We start from the raw sequence: 16,417 nt of genomic DNA on the forward strand, positions 1-16,417 counted from the left end.
CCCGGCGCCGGGGGCCGAGGCGGCGACGGGACCGCCGTTGAGCAGGGAGGACAGCCGCTCCCGGACGGCGTCGACGTCGTCGCGGTGCTTGACGAGCGCGCCCAGGGTGCGCGCCGCGGCGCCGGAGTCGAGCGTGGTGGCGCCGAGCGCGGTCAGGGCGGCGGTCCAGTCGATCGTCTCGGCGACGCCGGGGGGCTTGAGCAGGTCGATGCCGGATGCCGCCGGGTCGCGGAGGCGCTGCGCCGCCGCGGCGACCTCGCGGACCAGGCGCTCGGCGGCCTCGGGGCGGCGGCGCGCGATGATGGCGGCCTCCCGCTCGAAGGAGGGGTGGGGCGTCCAGTGGTAGAGGCACCGGCGCTTGAGGGCGTCGTGCACCTCGCGGGTGCGGTTGGAGGTGAGCACGACCGCGGGGGGCGCGGCGGCACGGACGGTGCCCAGCTCGGGGACGGAGATGGCGAAGTCGGAGAGGAACTCCAGCAGGAATGCCTCGAACTCGTCGTCGGCGCGGTCGATCTCGTCGATGAGGAGCACGGCGGGGCGGCCGGGCGCGCTCTCCTCCAGGGCCCGCAGCAGCGGGCGGGCGCGCAGGTAGCGGCGGTCGTACATGCCCGCCTCCAGCTCCCCGGCGCCGCCCGGTGCGGCGCCGGAGGCCTGCACGGCGCGCAGGTGGAGGAGCTGGCGGGGGTGGTCCCAGTCATAGAGGGCCTGGGAGGCGTCGATCCCCTCGTAGCACTGCAGGCGGATGAGCGGCGCGCCGAGGACCCCGGCGAGGGCGCGCGCCAGTTCGGTCTTGCCGACGCCCGCGTCGCCTTCGAGGAAGAGCGGCCGCTGCATACGCAGGGCGAGGAAGCACGCGGTGGCGGCACCGTCGTCGGCCAGGTACCCCTGGTCGTCCAATAACGCTGCCAGGGTCTCGGGGTCGCCCGGGCCGGTGCCCGGTGCGCCGATCGCCCCCATGCCCCTCCTCTGGGCCGCCCGATGGTCCTGTTCTTGGAACAAGGCTATGTGCCGTGTCCCACAACCGGAGAGGTCATGATCCTCCAAATTTCCGGGACGGGGGGCGCGGGGGCTCGTGTGCGCGCACATGGGCGGAGGCCGGGTGAAGAGGAATAGGGAGGTGGCGGTGAAGGGGGCGGGGGCCGGGACCCGGACCCCCGAGGGCCCCGCGGGGCGGCTCAGGTAGCCCGAGTCAGCCGTTCATCAGCGACATCAGGGCGAGCACGGTGACGAGTGTCCAGAACAGGGCGGAGACCCGGTCGGCGCCGGCACGCGCAGTCCGGGTCGCCCGGATGCTTACAGTGAGGGTCTCCATGCCCACTATGACGCCACCCACCGGCCACCCGGTTCAACCGGATTTCCAGGGGGCGGGTCGGCCGCGTGGGATTCAAGCGGCTCCGCGTCCGGTGCCGACCGTCGCCGACGGCTCCCGTCCGTGTTGCGATTCCGCAGGTCCGAACACGGGGAGCCGCGTGCGCCGGGCGATCGGCAGACGGTCACCGAACGTTAGGGAATCGAGATCCTGCTGGACGGGGGCCGCACCGAACCGCGGTTCGCCCGGGTCCCGGACCTGCTCGACACCAGGCCCCCAATGCCCCTGGTTACCGCCTCCGGCCCCCGGCCGGGGCCCGCAACGGCTTCCTCAATCGCAACAACCGATCGGCGACCCCGCGCTCGGTGAGGCTCTCGGGGAAAACGGCACCGCGCAGGGCGGGTCGTGCTTCCCGAGATCGGCAATCCGGGGCGGCCACGCACCCGGCACCCGACAGCGCCGCCCCTCACGCACACCGTGCCGAACCTCCGACCGGCCGCCTGCCGGGCATCGGCCGACTCCGCCGCCTACCGCCCGGGGCGGCCCGGCCGCCGACGTTCAGGCGGGCGGAAGGGCGCGGCGCCTTCCTCAGGGACGCTCTCCCCACGCGGGAACGCCCTTCCCCAGCGGCGCCCCGCACGGTCAGAAGTCACCTGCCCGGCTCGTCGGCCTCGCCGCGGTCGCGCAGGTGGGAGCGGAAGTCCTCCAGGTTCTTCAGGGCCAGGTCGCCGTCGTTGCTCTGGATGCCCATGACCGCCAGCGTCGCCCCGTCGGCCAGGTCCACCGACGGCCAGGGTTCGCCTTCGCGCATCTGGATGTCCACGATCTCGGCCCACTCCAGCACGTACGTGCGGATGCCGTTGACCACGGTCACACCGTCGTCGGCCGCCACCAGCCTCGGCCGCCCCAGCAGGTGCAGGGCGCCCGCGCCGACCAGGCCCAGAAGTACCAGGCCGACCCGGTCCTGCAGGCGCCAGTCCGGGGGCAGCATGGCCGCCAGCACCACCATCGTCGCCACGACGATGGCCGCCAGGCCGTAGGCCACCACACGGATGTTGCGCGGCCGGTACACCTTCGGGAGACCGGTGCTCCCACCGCTCGCGGTCCCTTCCACAGCGGCCTCTCCCGCCCTCGTGCCCATCCGGCGCCCGCCCCTCGCTCCCGAAGTCGTCTCTACCCCGCCCGGTGCCTGTGCACCCCGGCGCCGTCCCCGCGCAGACCGCGCAGAACGAGCGCGGAGCCGATCGCGGCCTCCGCCGCCTCGCGCCCCTTGTCCTCGACGCTGCCCGGCAGGCCGCTGCGCTCGCGCGCCTGCTCTTGCGTATCACAGGTCAGGACGCCGTTGCCGACCGGGGTCGAGGTGCGCAGCGCCACCTCGGTGAGGCCGTGGGTGACCGACTGGCACACGTAGTCGAAGTGCGGCGTGGACCCGCGCACGACGGCGCCGAGGGCGACCACCGCGTCGTGGGTGCGTGCCAGCTCCTGGGCGACGACGGGCAGTTCCACCGCACCGGCGACGTGCACCACGGTGGGCGTCTCGGTCCCGGCCCGTTCGGCGGCCGCCAGGGCCCGCTCCAGCATCGGCTCCACGAACTCGGCGTTCCAGTGGGTGGCCACGATGCCGACGGTCGTGCCGGGGGCCTCCAAGCGCTGCTCGTCGGGGCGTCCGGTTCCGCTCATGTGTCCTTGTGTCCTTCGTGGTCGTTCGTTCGTGCGGCCCGCCGCCGTCGCGCGGCCGTCGCGGGGCCGTGCCGGGGCGCCGTGCCCCGGTGTCGCCGGTTTCGGGGCGGCCGTTTCAGGGACCGCCGTGCGGGCGCGGCGCGCAGAGGTGCGGGGGTGCGGCGGCGGGACCCGCGCCGGTCCGCCGGGTGTCCGGCGTTCCGGCGCCTTCCTCCGGGTCCCGCCGCCGCGGCCGATGGGGGCGGGTCCGGGCGCCGCCCGGCGCCCGGGACTCCGCGCCTTCGCGCGTCGGTGTGTCCGTGCGTCCGGCCCGCCCCGACGCTCCTACTCCCCGGCGGCCACGCCGGGCAGGTCGTGTCCCATCCGGTCGCGCTTGGTGCGCAGGTACCGCAGGTTGTCCGGGGTCACCGAGGCGGGCATCGGCACGCGCTCGCGCACCCCGATCCCCCGCGCCTGCAGCGCCGGGCCCTTGTCCGGGTTGTTGCTGAGCAGCCGCACCGACCGCACCCCCAGGTCGGCCAGGATCCCGGCCGCCGGGCCGAAGTCGCGGGCGTCCGCGGGCAGTCCCAGCTCCAGGTTGGCGTCGACGGTGTCCGCCCCGCCGTCCTGCAGCTGGTAGGCGCGCAGCTTCGACAGCAGTCCGATTCCGCGCCCCTCGTGCCCGCGCAGGTACACCACGACGCCGCGGCCCTCGGCCGCGATGCGTTCCATGGCGGCGTCGAGCTGCTCGCCGCAGTCGCAGCGCTGCGACCCGAAGGCGTCCCCGGTCAGGCACTCGGAGTGCACCCGGGTGAGCACCTCCTCGCCTTCGCCGACCTCTCCCAGGACGAGTGCGACGTGCTCGGCGCCGTCGCCGAGCCCGCGGTAGCCCACGGCCCGCCAGTCCCCGAACCGGTTGGGGACGCGGGTCTCCACCTCCCGCTCCACGGCCGCGGCGCGGTCGGTGTGCGGGGCGTCGACGGAGCGCACCTCGTCCCCGGTGCTCTCCAGGTGCGCGACGAGCTGCTCGATGGAGACCAGCTTGAGCCCGTGCTCGTCGGCGAAGGCGCGCAGACCGGGCAGGCGCGCCATGGTGCCGTCGTCGTTGACGACCTCGGCCAGCACCCCGGCGGGGCGCAGCCCGGCCAGGCGGGCCAGGTCGACCGAGGCCTCGGTGTGCCCGCGGCGGGCCAGCACGCCGCCGTCCCGGTAGCGCAGCGGCAGGATGTGGCCGGGGCGCACGAAGTCGGCGGCGGTGGAGGCCGGGGACGCGAGCAGGCCGATGGTGCGGGCCCGGTCGGCGGCCGAGATGCCGGTGCTCACCCCGGCGCGCGCGTCGACGGTGACGGTGTAGGCGGTGCGCATGCCCTCCTCGTTGGCGGCGACCATGAGCGGCAGGTCGAGCCGGTCGAGGTCCTCTCCGAGCATGGGCACGCACACCACGCCGGAGGTGTGGCGGATGGTGAAGGCCAGCAGTTCCGGGGTGGCGGCGTCGGCGGCGAAGATGATGTCGCCCTCGTTCTCCCGGTCCTCGTCGTCGACGACGATGACGGGGCGCCCGGCGGCGATGTCGGCGACCGCCTCGGGGATGGTGTCGAGTCGGATGGGCTCGCCTGCGGCCGGGGCGTCGGTCTCCTGGACTGCGGTCATCGGGGCGGTCTCCTCCCGGGAGGCGGCGTCGGTGCGCCGGGGTGCGTCGGGCGCGCTGGAAGCGGCGGACGCGGTGGACGTGTCGGGTGCGGTGGCGGGGCCGGGCGCGGTACAGCCGGGCGCGAATGACGCGGCGGACGGCGTCGCGGGCGGGGTCATGCGACCGCCTCCCGTCCGGACGCCTCGGCCGCCTCTGCGGCTTCGGCGGCTTCGGCCGCGCGGTGGCGGCGCACCCAGTCGCGGATGCCGATGACCGCCAGGACGAAGAACACGCTGTAGACGGCGCCGGTCACCCACAGCCCCGACATCAGGGCCAGCGGGACGCCCACCAGGTCGACGGCGATCCACACGAACCAGAAGTCGATCAGGGCGCGGCTCTGCCCGAAGGTGGCCACGGCGCTGCCGACGAAGATGAACGCGTCCGGCCACGGCGCCCAGGACAGGCCCGTCGCCTCGAACAGCAGCGCCACCGCGACGGTGCCGCCGACGAGCAGCCCCAGCAGGACCCCGCGCTCGTGCCCGGTGGCCGGGCGGACGCGCAGCTCGGCACCGCCCTTGGTGGCGCGGGCCCACCGGGTCCAGCCGTAGACGACCAGCCCCACGAACATGATCTGCTTGAGGGCGTTGCCGGTCAGGTGGGCGTCGATGGACACGGCGAAGAGCAGCACCGCGCCGGTGAGCTGCACCGGCCAGGTCCACATCGACCGCCGCACCGCCAGCGCCACGGTCGCGAGCGCGGCGATGTTGCCGACCAGGTCGGCCCAGCGCACGTGCTCGCCGAAGAGGGTGAATCCGGCGTAGGCCCACTCCAGCCACCACACGCCGGTGTGCGCGCCGCCCATCAGGACGCCTCTCCGGTGCGCACCGCCTGGGTGAGGCGCTCGACGTACTTGGCGACGACGTCGACCTCGAGGTTGACCGGGTCGCCGGGGCCCTTGCGGCCCAGGGTGGTCAGTTCGAGGGTGGTCGGGATGAGGGAGACGGTGAAGGCGACGGGCTCGACGGAGGCGACGGTGAGGCTGACGCCGTCGACGGCGATGGAGCCCTTCTCCACCACGTAGCGGGCCAGGTGCCCGGGAAGGCTGAAGCGGAGGGTCTCCCAGCGGGCGGCGGGGGTGCGCTCCAGGAGTTCGGCGGTGCCGTCGACGTGGCCCTGCACGATGTGGCCGCCGAGCCGGTCGGAGACCTTGGCGGCGCGTTCGAGGTTGACCGGGGATCCGGGGCGCAGGGCGCCCAGGGAGGAGCGGTCCAGCGTCTCCTTCATCACGTCGGCGGTGAACACGCCGCCGTCGACCCCGGTGACGGTGAGGCAGACCCCGTTGACGGCGATCGAGTCGCCGTGGGCCGCGTCGGAGGTGGTCTCGGGGCCGCGCAGCGCGATGCGGGCGGACTCCCCCTGGCTGTCGGAGAACGGCGTGATCTCGGCGACCTCGCCCAGTTCCTCCACGATTCCGGTGAACAACGTCGGGCCTTCCCCTTCACCTGGTCCAGGCTCCGGGGTTCACGGCGCGGACCCTCGGGTCCGCCGACCAGGGCCCGGTCGTCGCCTCCGGCCCTTCACGGGCCGAACGGTCGCACCGGTCCCACGCGTACGCCTCCCATCCGGACTTTCACCGTCGGTACCGGAATTTCACCGGTTCCACCGGCCGATGGCTTCGGCCGGGTCGCGGACTATCACCGCCGGTTCGGATTTTCACCGACCCCGGAGCACGCGTTTTGTACGTCTCGGCCAACAGTGTGCCACGCGCTTCCATTCCCGGCTCGCGGCGGGTTCCGCAGAAGGGCGGGGGCCGGGCGCCGGGGGCGTGTCGGGGCGCAGGACGCACGGACCCGCCGGGGAGTCGGAAAAGCCGACATGGCAGGCGGTCCCGCCGCACGGTGGGGCGGGGCCGGGCGTGGCGTCGCCGTGGCCCAGGACCCCGGCGCCGCCACGGCGCAAGACCGCACATCTCAGACGCAAAGTGACATACCCCACCCGGGCGGGGCGCCCGGCACGCCGCCGGTACCGCGCCCCTCCCCCGTCGTCACCTGGGCGGGGCGACGGTGGCGGGCTCGTCGGACCCCTCGCGCTCGCGGTCGGCCATCCGCATACGGACGAACAGCTCCGGCGCCCCGAACGACGCCCACAGGGTGACCGCCAGGAAGGTGGTGTATTCGGCGGCGGCGGTCGCCGAAGCCGGGAAGACGAGGTTGACGACGACGAAGATCAGCACCACGCCGGTGATGCCCGTGATGTAGCGGGCGGCGCGGGTGATCAGCGACCCGTCGGCGCTGTACCAGCCCCTCCGGTCGAGCAGGGTGAACCCGACCAGCGCCCCCAGGAGCGCGCCGCTGAGCGAGGCCGCGTCGGCCAGCGCGCCCGTGTCGGGGTCGGGCGGCACCGGGCCGGTCCACGCCTCGGGCACCGTCCAGCCGCTCCACACGGTGGCCTGGACCAGCGCGACCAGCAGCGGGCCCGCCGCCGACAGCCCCACGGCCAGCGCCATCTGGACGACGAGGGTGCGCGACCGCCACCAGGCCACCGCGCGGCGCTCGTAGCGCAGGACCAGCCAGAGCAGCAGGGCGCCGACGGCCAGCCCGCCCAGGAGGTCGGTGAAGAAGTGCACGCCCAGGTAGACGCGGGACAGGCAGATGAGGGCGATGAGCACCAGCGCCGCCGCCCATACGCGGGGCCGGGCGGCGATCGCGGCCAGGTAGCCCCACAGGGTCACGGCGGTCTGGGCGTGCCCGGAGGGGATGCCGAAGGAGGACTCGGTGGCCAGGGGGCGCACACCGGGGTCGTACCAGTAGGGACGGGCGCCGTGCCCGACGGTCTTGAGGACGCCGTTCACCGTCGCCGAGCCGAGCAGCACGACGGTCAGGCGGGCGCCCAGGCTCGCGTGCACGCTCCAGAACACCAGCGGCAATGCGGCGATGAGCAGCGTCTTCGAGCCCAGCATGGTGACGGCCAGCATGATCGGCTCCAGCCAGGAGCCCCAGCCCTGCACCCATTCGACGGCGCCCGTCTCGGCGCCCCATATCGCGTCCATGCGCACCCCGCTCCTCACGGATCCTGCACTGCGGCCGGACGTGGCTCTGAGCGCGCCTGCTCGGGCCGGGGCCCGATACCCTCACCCGTCCTCCTGGACCCGCGGCGCCCGGCCGCGGGACCGTCGATGTCGCGGCGCCCTCGTGCATGCTTGTGCATCGCACCGGAACGCCGTTCGGTTACCGCGTGATCCTAGCGGCGGGCCCGGCGGCGCCCAAGTGCCCGGAGGCGGGGGTCGGGAGTCGGGGCCGTTGGGCCGCCCGCGTGGGAGCCGGGCGGCTCCACGCCGGGCAGCGCCGGGACGGGCGGGCTCAGGGGGACGCCACGGAGGCCTTCTCGGCCTTGGTGCGCAGGGCTTCGACCGCGGAGGCGGGGTCCTCCGCACCGTAGACCGCCGACCCGGCGACGAAGACGTCGGCCCCGGCCTCGGCCGCGCGCTCGATGGTGTCCCCGGCGACGCCGCCGTCGACCTGCACCCACACCTGCGCGTCGCGGCCGCCCACGAGCTCGCGGGCCTTGCGGATCTTCGGCAGCACCAGGTCGATGAACTTCTGGCCGCCGAAGCCGGGCTCGACCGTCATCAGCAGCAGCATGTCGACCTCGGGGAGGAGGTCGGCGTAGGAGTCCAGGGACGTGCCCGGGTTGAGGGCGAGCGAGGCGCGGGCCCCGGCCGAGCGGATGGCGCGCAGGGTTCGCACGGGGGCCTTGGCGGCCTCGGCGTGGATGGTGACGCTGCCCGCCCCGGCCTCGGCGTAGGCGGGGGCCCACCGGTCGGGGTCCTCGATCATCAGGTGGCAGTCCAGGGGGAGCTTGGCCGACTTGAGCAGGGACTCCACCACCGGCAGGCCCAGGGTCAGGTTGGGCACGAAGTGATTGTCCATGACGTCGACGTGCAGCCAGTCGGCGGAGTTCTCGACGGCGGCCGCCTCTTCGGCGAGGCGCGCGAAGTCGGCGGAGAGGATGCTGGGAGAGATCTGGATTGCCACGCTGCCGATCCTAATGGGGGCGGAGCCCGTGCCTGGTCACCCCCGCCCCCGGTGGTTTCGGCCCCGGGCTCGCCCACCGGGCGGACGACCGGGGGCGGTAGCGGATCGGCAGGAACCCCGCTCCGGGCTACCTGCCGGGCGGTGGGTCGGCGGGGTGTGGGGTGGAGGGCGACGACGAGGAGAGGTCGGTGGCCCTTTCCGGCAGCGTCGTCGGGTGGCGGGCGTGTGCGTGGTCGCCGTGGTGGGCGGCGACGGGGTGAGCCGGGCGGTTACCCGGCTCTGCTTGCCGTCCGGCGGGTTGCTCGCGGTCCGGAAAGGCGGCGGCCCGGCACGTGCCCCGCTCACCGGCCCCGGCCGGGCGGCGGGTCGGCGGAGTGCACGGTGGTGGGGCAGCGACGAGGAGAAGTCGGCGGCCCCTCCGGCAGCGCTGTCGGCCGCCCGGCGCGTGCGTAGTCGCCGTTGATGGCGGCGAGGGAGCAAGCCGGGCGGTTCCCCGGCCCCGCCTGCCGTCCGCCGGGTTCCTCGTGGTTCGGGAAGGCGTCAGGGCGCCGGGGACCGCGGCTCAGGCGCGCTTGCGGAGAAGGGCTAGGAACATCGCGTCGGTGCCGTGGCGGTGGGGCCAGAACTGGACGTACCTGCCGTCCCCGCCCGCAGCGGTGTCGGGAACCTCCTGCAGGTAGTCGGCCGCGCGGAGGACTTCGGCGTCGGAGCGGTCGGCCAGAACCGCCTCCACGACGCCCTCCGTCTCGGGCAGGTGCGGCGAGCAGGTCACGTAGGCCACCACTCCCCCGGGACGGGTGGCGTCCAGCGCGCGCTGGAGCAGGGCTTCCTGGGTCGGCCGCAGCTCCTCGGCGGTCTCGGGCGTGCGGCGCCAGCGCGCTTCCGGGCGGCGGCGCAGCGCACCGAGGCCGGTGCAGGGGGCGTCGACCAGGACCCGGTCGAACGATTCGTCCTTCCACGCCGGGCGTGTCGAGTCGGCGACGACGACGCGGCCCGCGTCGCGCACCGACCGGTGGACCGCCTGGGCGACCAGGCCCGCACGCGCGGGCTGCACCTCAGCGGCCAGCAGGCGCGCCTCACGCTGCCCGGCGAGACCGGCCAGCATGGCCGCCTTGCCGCCGGGCCCGGCGCAGGCGTCCAGCCAGCGGGTGTCGGAACCGTCGACCTGCACGCGGGCCAGCGCGAGGGCCACGAGCTGGCTGGCCTCGTCCTGCACGGCCACGCGGCGCTGGCGCACCTCGGTGAGCTGGGCGGGGTCGCCTTCGGGCAGGTAGGCGGCGTAGGGCGAGTAGCGGGCCTCGCGGGCGCCGGCGTTGACCAGGTCGGCGATGGAGGCGCGGCCCGGCTTGGCGAGGAGGGTGACCTCGGGGCGCTCGTTGTGCGCGGCGAGCAGGCGCTCGGTCTCGGCCAGGTCCCCGGCGGGGTCGTCGCCGAGGGCGCGGGCGAGGGCCTCGACGACCCAGCGGGGGTGGCTGTGGACGATGGCGAGGCGGCCGACGGGGTCGTCGGCGCCGGGGGCGACGATCTCCAGCCAGGCATCGAGGTCGCGGGCGCCGACCTTGCGGAGGACGGCGTTGGCGAAGCGCGCGCGGTGCTGGCCGACGGAGCGGCGGGCGACGTTGACGGTCGCGCTGACGGCGGCGTGCGGGGGGATGCCGGTGCCGAGGAGCTGGTGGGCGCCCAGGCGGAGGAGCGGGAGGACCTCGGCGTCGACGGAGGAGAGCGAGCGGTCGATGCAGGCGTCGAGGACGGCGTCGTAGGTGCCCTGGCGGCGGAGGGTGCCGTAGGTGAGCTCGGTGGCGAGGGCGGCGTCCCGGCCGGTGAGGCCGCGGTCGCGGAGCTTGGCGGGGAGGAGGAGGTTGGCGTAGGCGTCGCGCTCTTGGACGGCGCGGAGGACGTCGTAGGCGACGCGGCGGACCGTCGTCCCGGGGGAGGCGGAGGGGGCGGCCTTTTGGGGGGTGCCCTGGCCCTTGCCTTTGCCGCCTGAGCCGCCCGCCCCGGGGCCGCGTCGTCCGGAACGGTACGGGGAACGGGAACGGTCGGTCACGTCGGGATCAGCCTCACGCAGGGGATTGTGGCGGTCGAAAGTGGCTGGATGGGCCTCCCCGAGGATACTGCGCGTGACGAGGGGCGAGGCCGTGTCACACGCAGGGGGCGAGTGAGGCGGCCAGACGCGCGACCTGCCGGAGGTGAGCGCGGGCCGGTTCTGGCCTATCCCCGCGTATGCGGGGCTCACATCATGGCGAGCCAGATCTACGGGCTCAACAGCGGTCCATCCCCGCGTCTGCGGGGCTCACTAGACGGCCACGCCGCGCCCCCGGCCGGTGGCCGGTCCATCCCCGCGTCTGCGGGGCTCACACCCTGGCCATGCTCTGCCGCGCCACCCACATAGGTCCATCCCGCGTCTGCGGGGCTCACCCTCTACGACCTGGGCGAACGGGCCGCGTTATCGAAACTTCACCATCCGAACAACACATGCGGACCACTTCTGTCCGCATCCCCATTCCGCCCGCCCATCATCCTTTAGCCGCCCAGGCGCTCCCTCTCCTCCGGGCGTACGCCCCTCGCCCAGTCAACCGCGCTCATCATCTTCTTGCCCTGGGCCTGCACATCCCCCAGCTTCACGGGATGGGTCGCCGTCCCCACCAGCACGCGCTTCTTCTCCACGGCCAGCTCGCCCGCCGCCAGGTCATGGCCCGCCACGACGTCCGTCACCGGCGTCACCGGTCCCAGCTTCAGCCGTGTCCCCCGGAACGTCGTCCACGCCCCCGGCGCCGGGGTGCACGCCCGCACGAGCCGGTCCACCCGCATCGCGGGCGCCGTGAAGTCGACCTCCGCGTCCTCCGGGTTGATCTTCGGTGCGAACGACACCCCGTCCGCGCTCTGCGCGCGCGCCTCCAGGGACCCGTCCTCGATCCCGTCCAGCGTGCGCGTCATCAGCCCCGAGCCCGCCTCAGCCAGCCGCGACAGCAGGTCCCCGCTCGTGTCGCCGGGCCCGATCGGCTCGGTCAGCATCCCGTACACCGGCCCCGAGTCCAGCTCCGGCACGATCTCGAACGTCGTCGCCCCGGTCACGTCGTCCCCGTGGAGCACCGCGTGCTGCACGGGAGCCGCCCCGCGCCACGCCGGGAGCAGCGAGAAGTGCAGGTTCACCCACCCGTTCCGCGGCACGTCCAGGGCCTCCTGCCTCAGGATCGCGCCGTAGGCCACCACCGGGCAGCAGTCCGGCGCGATCTCCCGCAACCGGTCCAGGAACTCCGGGTCGTCGGCCTTGGCGGGCTTCAGGACCTCCAGACCGGCCTCCTCGGCCACGCTCGCCACGGGGCTCGGTGTGACCCGGCGCCCCCGCCCCGCCACCGCGTCCGGCCGGGTGACGACCGCCGCCACCTCGTGCCGGGAGTCCAGCAGCGCCTTCAGCGTCGGCACCGCCACCTCCGGCGTTCCGGCGAACACCAGTTTCATCGGCTCCCTCTCCCCTCGCGCCCGGGCCGCCGCGCCACTCCGCGGCCGGGATAGCTCCGTGGCCTCCTGTCTACCAGCCGCCGCCTGTCGGAGGGCTCTGGTAAACCTGGGCACGATGGATCCGCAGCCCGAGCCCGGGGAGGGGCTCCTCTTCGACGTGCCCGAGGCCGGGCCGGCCGCCGACGCGCAGGGCGGACCGGCCGCTCCGAAGGCCGCCGCGAAGACGGGCGGCAAGGCGGCGTCCAAGCCGGCCAAGCCGAAGAAGGGCCCGAAGCAGCGCAGCCCCGCGGACGAGCTGCCGATCGCACGGGTCGCGGTGGACACGCCCCTGCCCCACCTGGACCGCCTCTTCGACTACCAGGTCCCGGCGGACATGGCCGACGACGCCGTCCCCGGGTGCCGCGTGCGCGTGCCCTTCCACGGCCAGGTGTTGAGCGGGTTCCTGATCGAGCGCGCGGCCGCGTCCGACTTCACCGGGCGCCTGTCCTACCTGTCGGCGGTGGTCTCCCCTGAGCCGGTGCTGACGCCGGAGATCCGCGACCTCGCCCGTGCGGTCGCCGACCGCTACGCGGGCACCTTCAGCGACGTGCTGCGACTCGCCGTCCCACCCCGCCACGCGCGCGTGGAGAAGGAGGGGCGGACGGGCAAGAAGCCGGATGAGGCCGCGACCGACGAGCCCTCAGGGGGCGAGGCGGAAGCCGCCGACGCGCCCGCCGAGAGCGCTCAGCCCGAGCACGGCGGCACGGACGACAGCGCAGCGGCCGACGTCTCCCCGGACACCGACACCGACACCGACGCCGCGCCGAGCGCCGAGGACGACGGAACGGCCCCCGAAACGCCCACGGCCGACACGCCCCAGGAGAGCGCCGAGCCCGACGACACCGCGGAATCCGGCCCCCCGACCGATGCTCCCCCGGCTTCCCCGTCCGATGCGGACGCCCCCGAGGCAGAGGACACGGGCGCCGCACCGGAACCCGCCCCCTCGGCCGCCCTCCAGGAACACGGCCACGAAGGAGAGGAGGCGCCGGAACCGGCCGCCCCGGCAGACGCGGACACGGACGCGAACGGCTCCCCCGACCCCGACCCCGCCCCCGATGCCGTCGGCCCCTGGGCCGACTACCCCTTCGGCCCGTCCTTCGTCTCCGCCCTGCGCGCCGGGCGCGCCCCCCGCGCCGTCTGGTCGGCGCTGCCCGGCCCCGGCTGGGACGACGCGATCGCCGTGGCCGTCCGTACCACCGTCGATGCCGGTCGCGGCGCCGTGGTCGTCGTCCCCGACGGCCGCGACGTCGCCGTCCTCGACGCCGCCCTGACCGAGCGCCTCGGACCCGGCCGACACGTCGCCCTCACCGCCGAACTGGGCCCCGCCGAGCGGTACCGCCGCTGGCTGGCCGCCCTGCGCGGACAGGCCTCCGCCGTGGTCGGCACCCGCGCCGCCATGTTCGCCCCCGTGCACGACCTCGGCCTGGTGGTGCTCTGGGACGACGGCGACGACGTGCACGCCGACCCGCACGCCCCCTACCCGCACGCGCGCACCGTGCTGACCCTCCGCGCCCACCGCGCCGGGGCCGCCGCGCTCATCGGTGGCCACACCCGCACCGCCGAAGGCGCCCGGCTGGTCGAGTCCGGCTGGGCGCACCCGCTGACCGCCGACCGCGCCACGGTGCGCCGCCGCGCCCCCGCCGTCCGCGCCTCCGGCGACGACTTCGAGCTGGCCCGGGACGAGGCGGCCCGCGCCGCGCGCCTGCCCCACCTGGCGATGCGCGTCGCCCGGGAGGCGGCCGCGCACGGCCCCGTGCTGGTGCAGGTGCCCCGCCGCGGCTACTTGGCGTCGCTGGCGTGCAACCGGTGCCGCGCCCATGCCCGGTGCGGTTCCTGCCAGGGGCCGCTGGCGCTGCGCAGCGCGCACGCCGCCCCCTACTGCCGCTGGTGCGGGCGGATCGCGGGCGACTGGCAGTGCGAGGAGTGCGGGCACGCGCGGGTGCGGGCGTCGGTCGTGGGCGACCGCCGCACCGCCGAGGAGCTGGGACGGGCCTTCCCGTCCCTGCCGGTGCGCACGTCGGGCCGGGACGAGGTGCTGACCACGGTTCCGGAGCGCCCGGCGCTGGTGGTGGCCACCCCGGGCGCCGAGCCGGTGGCCGAGGGCGGTTACGCGGCCGCGCTGCTGCTGGACGGCTGGGCGATGCTGGGCCGCGCCGACCTGCGTGCGTCGGAGGAGGCGGCGCGGCGCTGGTTCAGCGCCGCCGCGCTCGTGCGTTCCGCCGAGGAAGGCGGGCGCGTGGTGGTGATGGCCGACGCGTCGGTGCCCGCCGTGCAGGCCCTCGTGCGCTGGGACCCGTCCGGCCTGGCCGAGCGCGAGCTGGAGGAGCGCCGTGAGCTGGGGTTCCCGCCGGCGGTGACGATGGCGTCGGTGACCGGCGCCCCGGCGAAGGTGCGCGAGCTGCTGGACGGGCTGTCGCTGCCGGAGTCGGCGGAGGTGCTGGGCCCGGTCCCGGTCGACGCGGGCGGGCCGGGGCCCCGGTCGTCGGAGGAGTCATCGGAGCGGGCACTGCTGCGGGTCCCGCACGCCGACGCCTACGAGCTGACCAAGGCGCTGAAGGCCGCGGCCGCCGCGAGGAGCGCCCGCCGCGAGGAGCACCTGGCGCAGGTGCGCATGGACCCGCTCCAGGTGGTGTGATACGGGGTACCCGCGTCCGCTGGGGCGGCGTCGGTCGCGCCTACGGGAACGGCGCCATCTCCGTCCGGCCAAGCCGACGCGCCCCTCCCTGCCTCGGAGCGGCCCTGCCTCTGCATCGGTTCCCCGACAAGCGGGCCGTCGGCCAGGGCACCGACGCAGGGGGGCGCCCCAGAATCACGACGATCGCGCTGGCCTGGCCGGACGGACGTTGCGCGGACGCAACCGTCAGGGGCCGCCGTGTCGTCCACCGCTGCCTACGGCCACCATCAGGTCGTTTCCGGAGTCGACGCCACGAACACCCGACGGCGGCCGAACCCACGCCGCTCCCGGACGGCATCCGCCTCGGCCCACCAGGGGAACGGCCAGGGGGCACCGGTCCCCCTCTCACGGCACCGGCCCCGCTCTGTCCGCCTCCGGGTCGTCAGGACGCCCGGTTCGGATCAGCTCCGCAGAGTCGGGGGCGTCCGGACCGGCGCCACCCCCATCCGCGAGCTCCCGTTCGATTTCGGCCAGCAGCCTCCGGTTCCCGCTGAACGCCGCCTCCCGTTCGGAGACGGACGACAGCGGGTCTTGCCGGGAGCACCCGTGCCGTCGGGCCTCTTCCATGAGAGCTTCCCGCACCTCCCCAGGGGCGTCTCTGACGGTGACCGCAGCCCCATGCGCCCATCCTCCGATATTCAGAAGCCCTCCCGCCCGCGTTCCTGCTACGTTGCTCTACTTCCCACCCGCGGGAGGTCCCCGGTGCGGGGCGCCGCACCCTGGACACCGGCCCTGCTCAGGGCCGGGGGAGGTTCCGATGAAGCACGCGTCCCCCGAGTTCGCCGAGATCGCGGAGAAGGGCACGGTCCTCCAGTGCCAGGTCGGTTCGGGTGTCCACGGCATCACCGTGTCCGACCAGGACGACCGCGACGAGATGGGCATCTGCGTCGAGCCGCCCGAGTACGTCATGGGGCTCCGGGGCTTCGAGCAGTACGTGTACCGGTCCCAGCCCGAGGGGGTCCGCTCCGGCCCCGGCGACCTCGACCTGACCGTGTACGCGCTGCGCAAGTGGATGCGCCTGGCCCTGGACGGCAACCCGACCGTGCTGCTGCCGCTCTTCGTCCCCGAGGAGGAGATCGTCCGCATCGACCTGCTCGGCCGCGAGCTGCGGGAGCTCTCCGAGCGGATCCTGTCGCGCCGCGTCGGCGACCGGTGCCTGGGCTACCTGCGCTCTCAGCGCGACAGCCTGCTCGGCCGACGCTCGGGGCGGCGCACCAACCGGCCCGAGCTCATCGACGTGTACGGGTTCGACACCAAGTTCGCGTACCACATGGTGCGGCTGGGGGTTCAGGGCGCGGAGATCCTGGAGAGCGGCCGCCTGACCCTGCCGATGCCGGACCCGTGGGCGACGTGGCTGCGGGAGCTGCGCCGCGGGGAGCACACGCTGGAGGAGGCGCTGGAGGCCGCCGCCGAGCAGGAGGCCCGACTGGAGCGGCTCGTGACCACGTCTCCCCTGCCCGCGCGGCCGGACCGCGACTGGGCCGACGCCTGGCTGGTGGAGGCGCACCGCCGCCACTGGGCCGAGCGGGGCCTGTGACGCGGCGCCCCCGGTAGGCCGGGCCGCCCTGCGGCTGGGCCCACCGGGGGCCGACGCCTCCCGGGGACCGCGA

Annotated in this window: 13 protein-coding genes and 1 riboswitch; of the genes, 2 read left to right on the forward strand and 11 right to left on the reverse strand. The window is 75.1% G+C overall.

The annotated features are described in order from the left end of the window. The 11 genes from D476_RS0101615 to fmt form a co-directional block, all read right to left on the reverse strand. On the reverse strand, positions 1–957 hold a 957-nt coding region (locus D476_RS0101615), incomplete at its 3' end, for an AAA family ATPase (RefSeq protein ID WP_017622239.1). A gap of 232 nt (positions 958–1,189) precedes the next feature. Next, entirely contained in the window at positions 1,190–1,312 is a 123-nt protein-coding gene (locus tag D476_RS39595; protein WP_275041529.1) for a hypothetical protein, read from the reverse strand. A 646-nt stretch (positions 1,313–1,958) separates the two neighbouring features. Beyond that, complete coding sequence (locus D476_RS0101625; protein ID WP_040724915.1) at positions 1,959–2,450, reverse strand: PH domain-containing protein; 492 nt, start codon at positions 2,448–2,450, stop codon at positions 1,959–1,961. 32 nt (positions 2,451–2,482) lie between these two features. Continuing rightward, positions 2,483–2,989, reverse strand: coding sequence for a 6,7-dimethyl-8-ribityllumazine synthase (gene ribH, locus D476_RS0101630; protein ID WP_017622242.1), 507 nt, complete (start codon positions 2,987–2,989; stop codon positions 2,483–2,485). Positions 2,990–3,313: 324 nt separating this feature from the next. Beyond that, complete coding sequence (locus D476_RS0101635; RefSeq protein WP_026123133.1) at positions 3,314–4,618, reverse strand: bifunctional 3,4-dihydroxy-2-butanone-4-phosphate synthase/GTP cyclohydrolase II; 1,305 nt, start codon at positions 4,616–4,618, stop codon at positions 3,314–3,316. 155 nt (positions 4,619–4,773) lie between these two features. Continuing rightward, on the reverse strand, positions 4,774–5,460 hold the full coding sequence (gene pnuC / locus D476_RS0101640) for a nicotinamide riboside transporter PnuC (protein ID WP_017622244.1): 687 nt from the start codon (positions 5,458–5,460) through the stop codon (positions 4,774–4,776). Then, positions 5,460–6,080: a riboflavin synthase gene (locus D476_RS0101645; RefSeq protein WP_017622245.1), complete on the reverse strand. Its 621-nt coding sequence runs from the start codon at positions 6,078–6,080 to the stop codon at positions 5,460–5,462. Before D476_RS0101645 ends, pnuC begins: the two co-directional genes overlap by 1 nt. A gap of 124 nt (positions 6,081–6,204) precedes the next feature. Further along, positions 6,205–6,332, reverse strand: a riboswitch (FMN riboswitch). Between the two features lie 310 nt (positions 6,333–6,642). Next, on the reverse strand, positions 6,643–7,647 hold the full coding sequence (locus D476_RS0101650) for a phosphatase PAP2 family protein (protein ID WP_017622246.1): 1,005 nt from the start codon (positions 7,645–7,647) through the stop codon (positions 6,643–6,645). A 310-nt stretch (positions 7,648–7,957) separates the two neighbouring features. Then, entirely contained in the window at positions 7,958–8,632 is a 675-nt protein-coding gene (rpe, locus tag D476_RS0101655) for a ribulose-phosphate 3-epimerase (RefSeq protein WP_017622247.1), read from the reverse strand. Positions 8,633–9,194: 562 nt separating this feature from the next. Then, positions 9,195–10,679 carry an RsmB/NOP family class I SAM-dependent RNA methyltransferase gene (locus tag D476_RS0101660; protein ID WP_017622248.1) on the reverse strand — a complete coding sequence of 495 codons (1,485 nt, stop codon included), beginning with the start codon at positions 10,677–10,679 and terminating at the stop codon, positions 9,195–9,197. 476 nt (positions 10,680–11,155) lie between these two features. Further along, the gene (fmt, locus tag D476_RS0101665; protein WP_017622249.1) at positions 11,156–12,094 is read right to left on the reverse strand and encodes a methionyl-tRNA formyltransferase; all 939 of its coding nucleotides are present in this window, start codon (positions 12,092–12,094) and stop codon (positions 11,156–11,158) included. A gap of 115 nt (positions 12,095–12,209) precedes the next feature. Here fmt and D476_RS0101670 point away from each other — a divergent pair, with 115 nt between their 5' ends. Both D476_RS0101670 and D476_RS0101680 read left to right on the forward strand, forming a co-directional pair. Further along, entirely contained in the window at positions 12,210–14,768 is a 2,559-nt protein-coding gene (locus D476_RS0101670) for a primosomal protein N' (RefSeq protein ID WP_026123134.1), read from the forward strand. A gap of 796 nt (positions 14,769–15,564) precedes the next feature. Then, entirely contained in the window at positions 15,565–16,344 is a 780-nt protein-coding gene (locus tag D476_RS0101680) for a nucleotidyltransferase domain-containing protein (RefSeq protein WP_017622253.1), read from the forward strand. The last annotated feature ends 73 nt before the right edge of the window (positions 16,345–16,417 follow it).

The sequence above is a fragment of the Nocardiopsis chromatogenes YIM 90109 genome (genome assembly GCF_000341185.1).
GTDB lineage: Bacteria > Actinomycetota > Actinomycetes > Streptosporangiales > Streptosporangiaceae > Nocardiopsis_A > Nocardiopsis_A chromatogenes.

Coding starts and splice junctions, on each gene's coding strand:
- ribH (WP_017622242.1), bottom strand. CDS start 2,989: ATGAGCGGAACCGGACGCCCCGACGAGCAGCGCTTGGAGGCCCCCGGC.
- D476_RS0101625 (WP_040724915.1), bottom strand. CDS start 2,450: ATGGGCACGAGGGCGGGAGAGGCCGCTGTGGAAGGGACCGCGAGCGGT.
- D476_RS39595 (WP_275041529.1), bottom strand. CDS start 1,312: ATGGAGACCCTCACTGTAAGCATCCGGGCGACCCGGACTGCGCGTGCC.
- D476_RS0101635 (WP_026123133.1), bottom strand. CDS start 4,618: ATGACCGCAGTCCAGGAGACCGACGCCCCGGCCGCAGGCGAGCCCATC.
- D476_RS0101680 (WP_017622253.1), top strand. CDS start 15,565: ATGAAGCACGCGTCCCCCGAGTTCGCCGAGATCGCGGAGAAGGGCACG.
- D476_RS0101650 (WP_017622246.1), bottom strand. CDS start 7,647: ATGGACGCGATATGGGGCGCCGAGACGGGCGCCGTCGAATGGGTGCAG.
- pnuC (WP_017622244.1), bottom strand. CDS start 5,460: ATGGGCGGCGCGCACACCGGCGTGTGGTGGCTGGAGTGGGCCTACGCC.
- fmt (WP_017622249.1), bottom strand. CDS start 12,094: ATGAAACTGGTGTTCGCCGGAACGCCGGAGGTGGCGGTGCCGACGCTG.
- D476_RS0101670 (WP_026123134.1), top strand. CDS start 12,210: ATGGATCCGCAGCCCGAGCCCGGGGAGGGGCTCCTCTTCGACGTGCCC.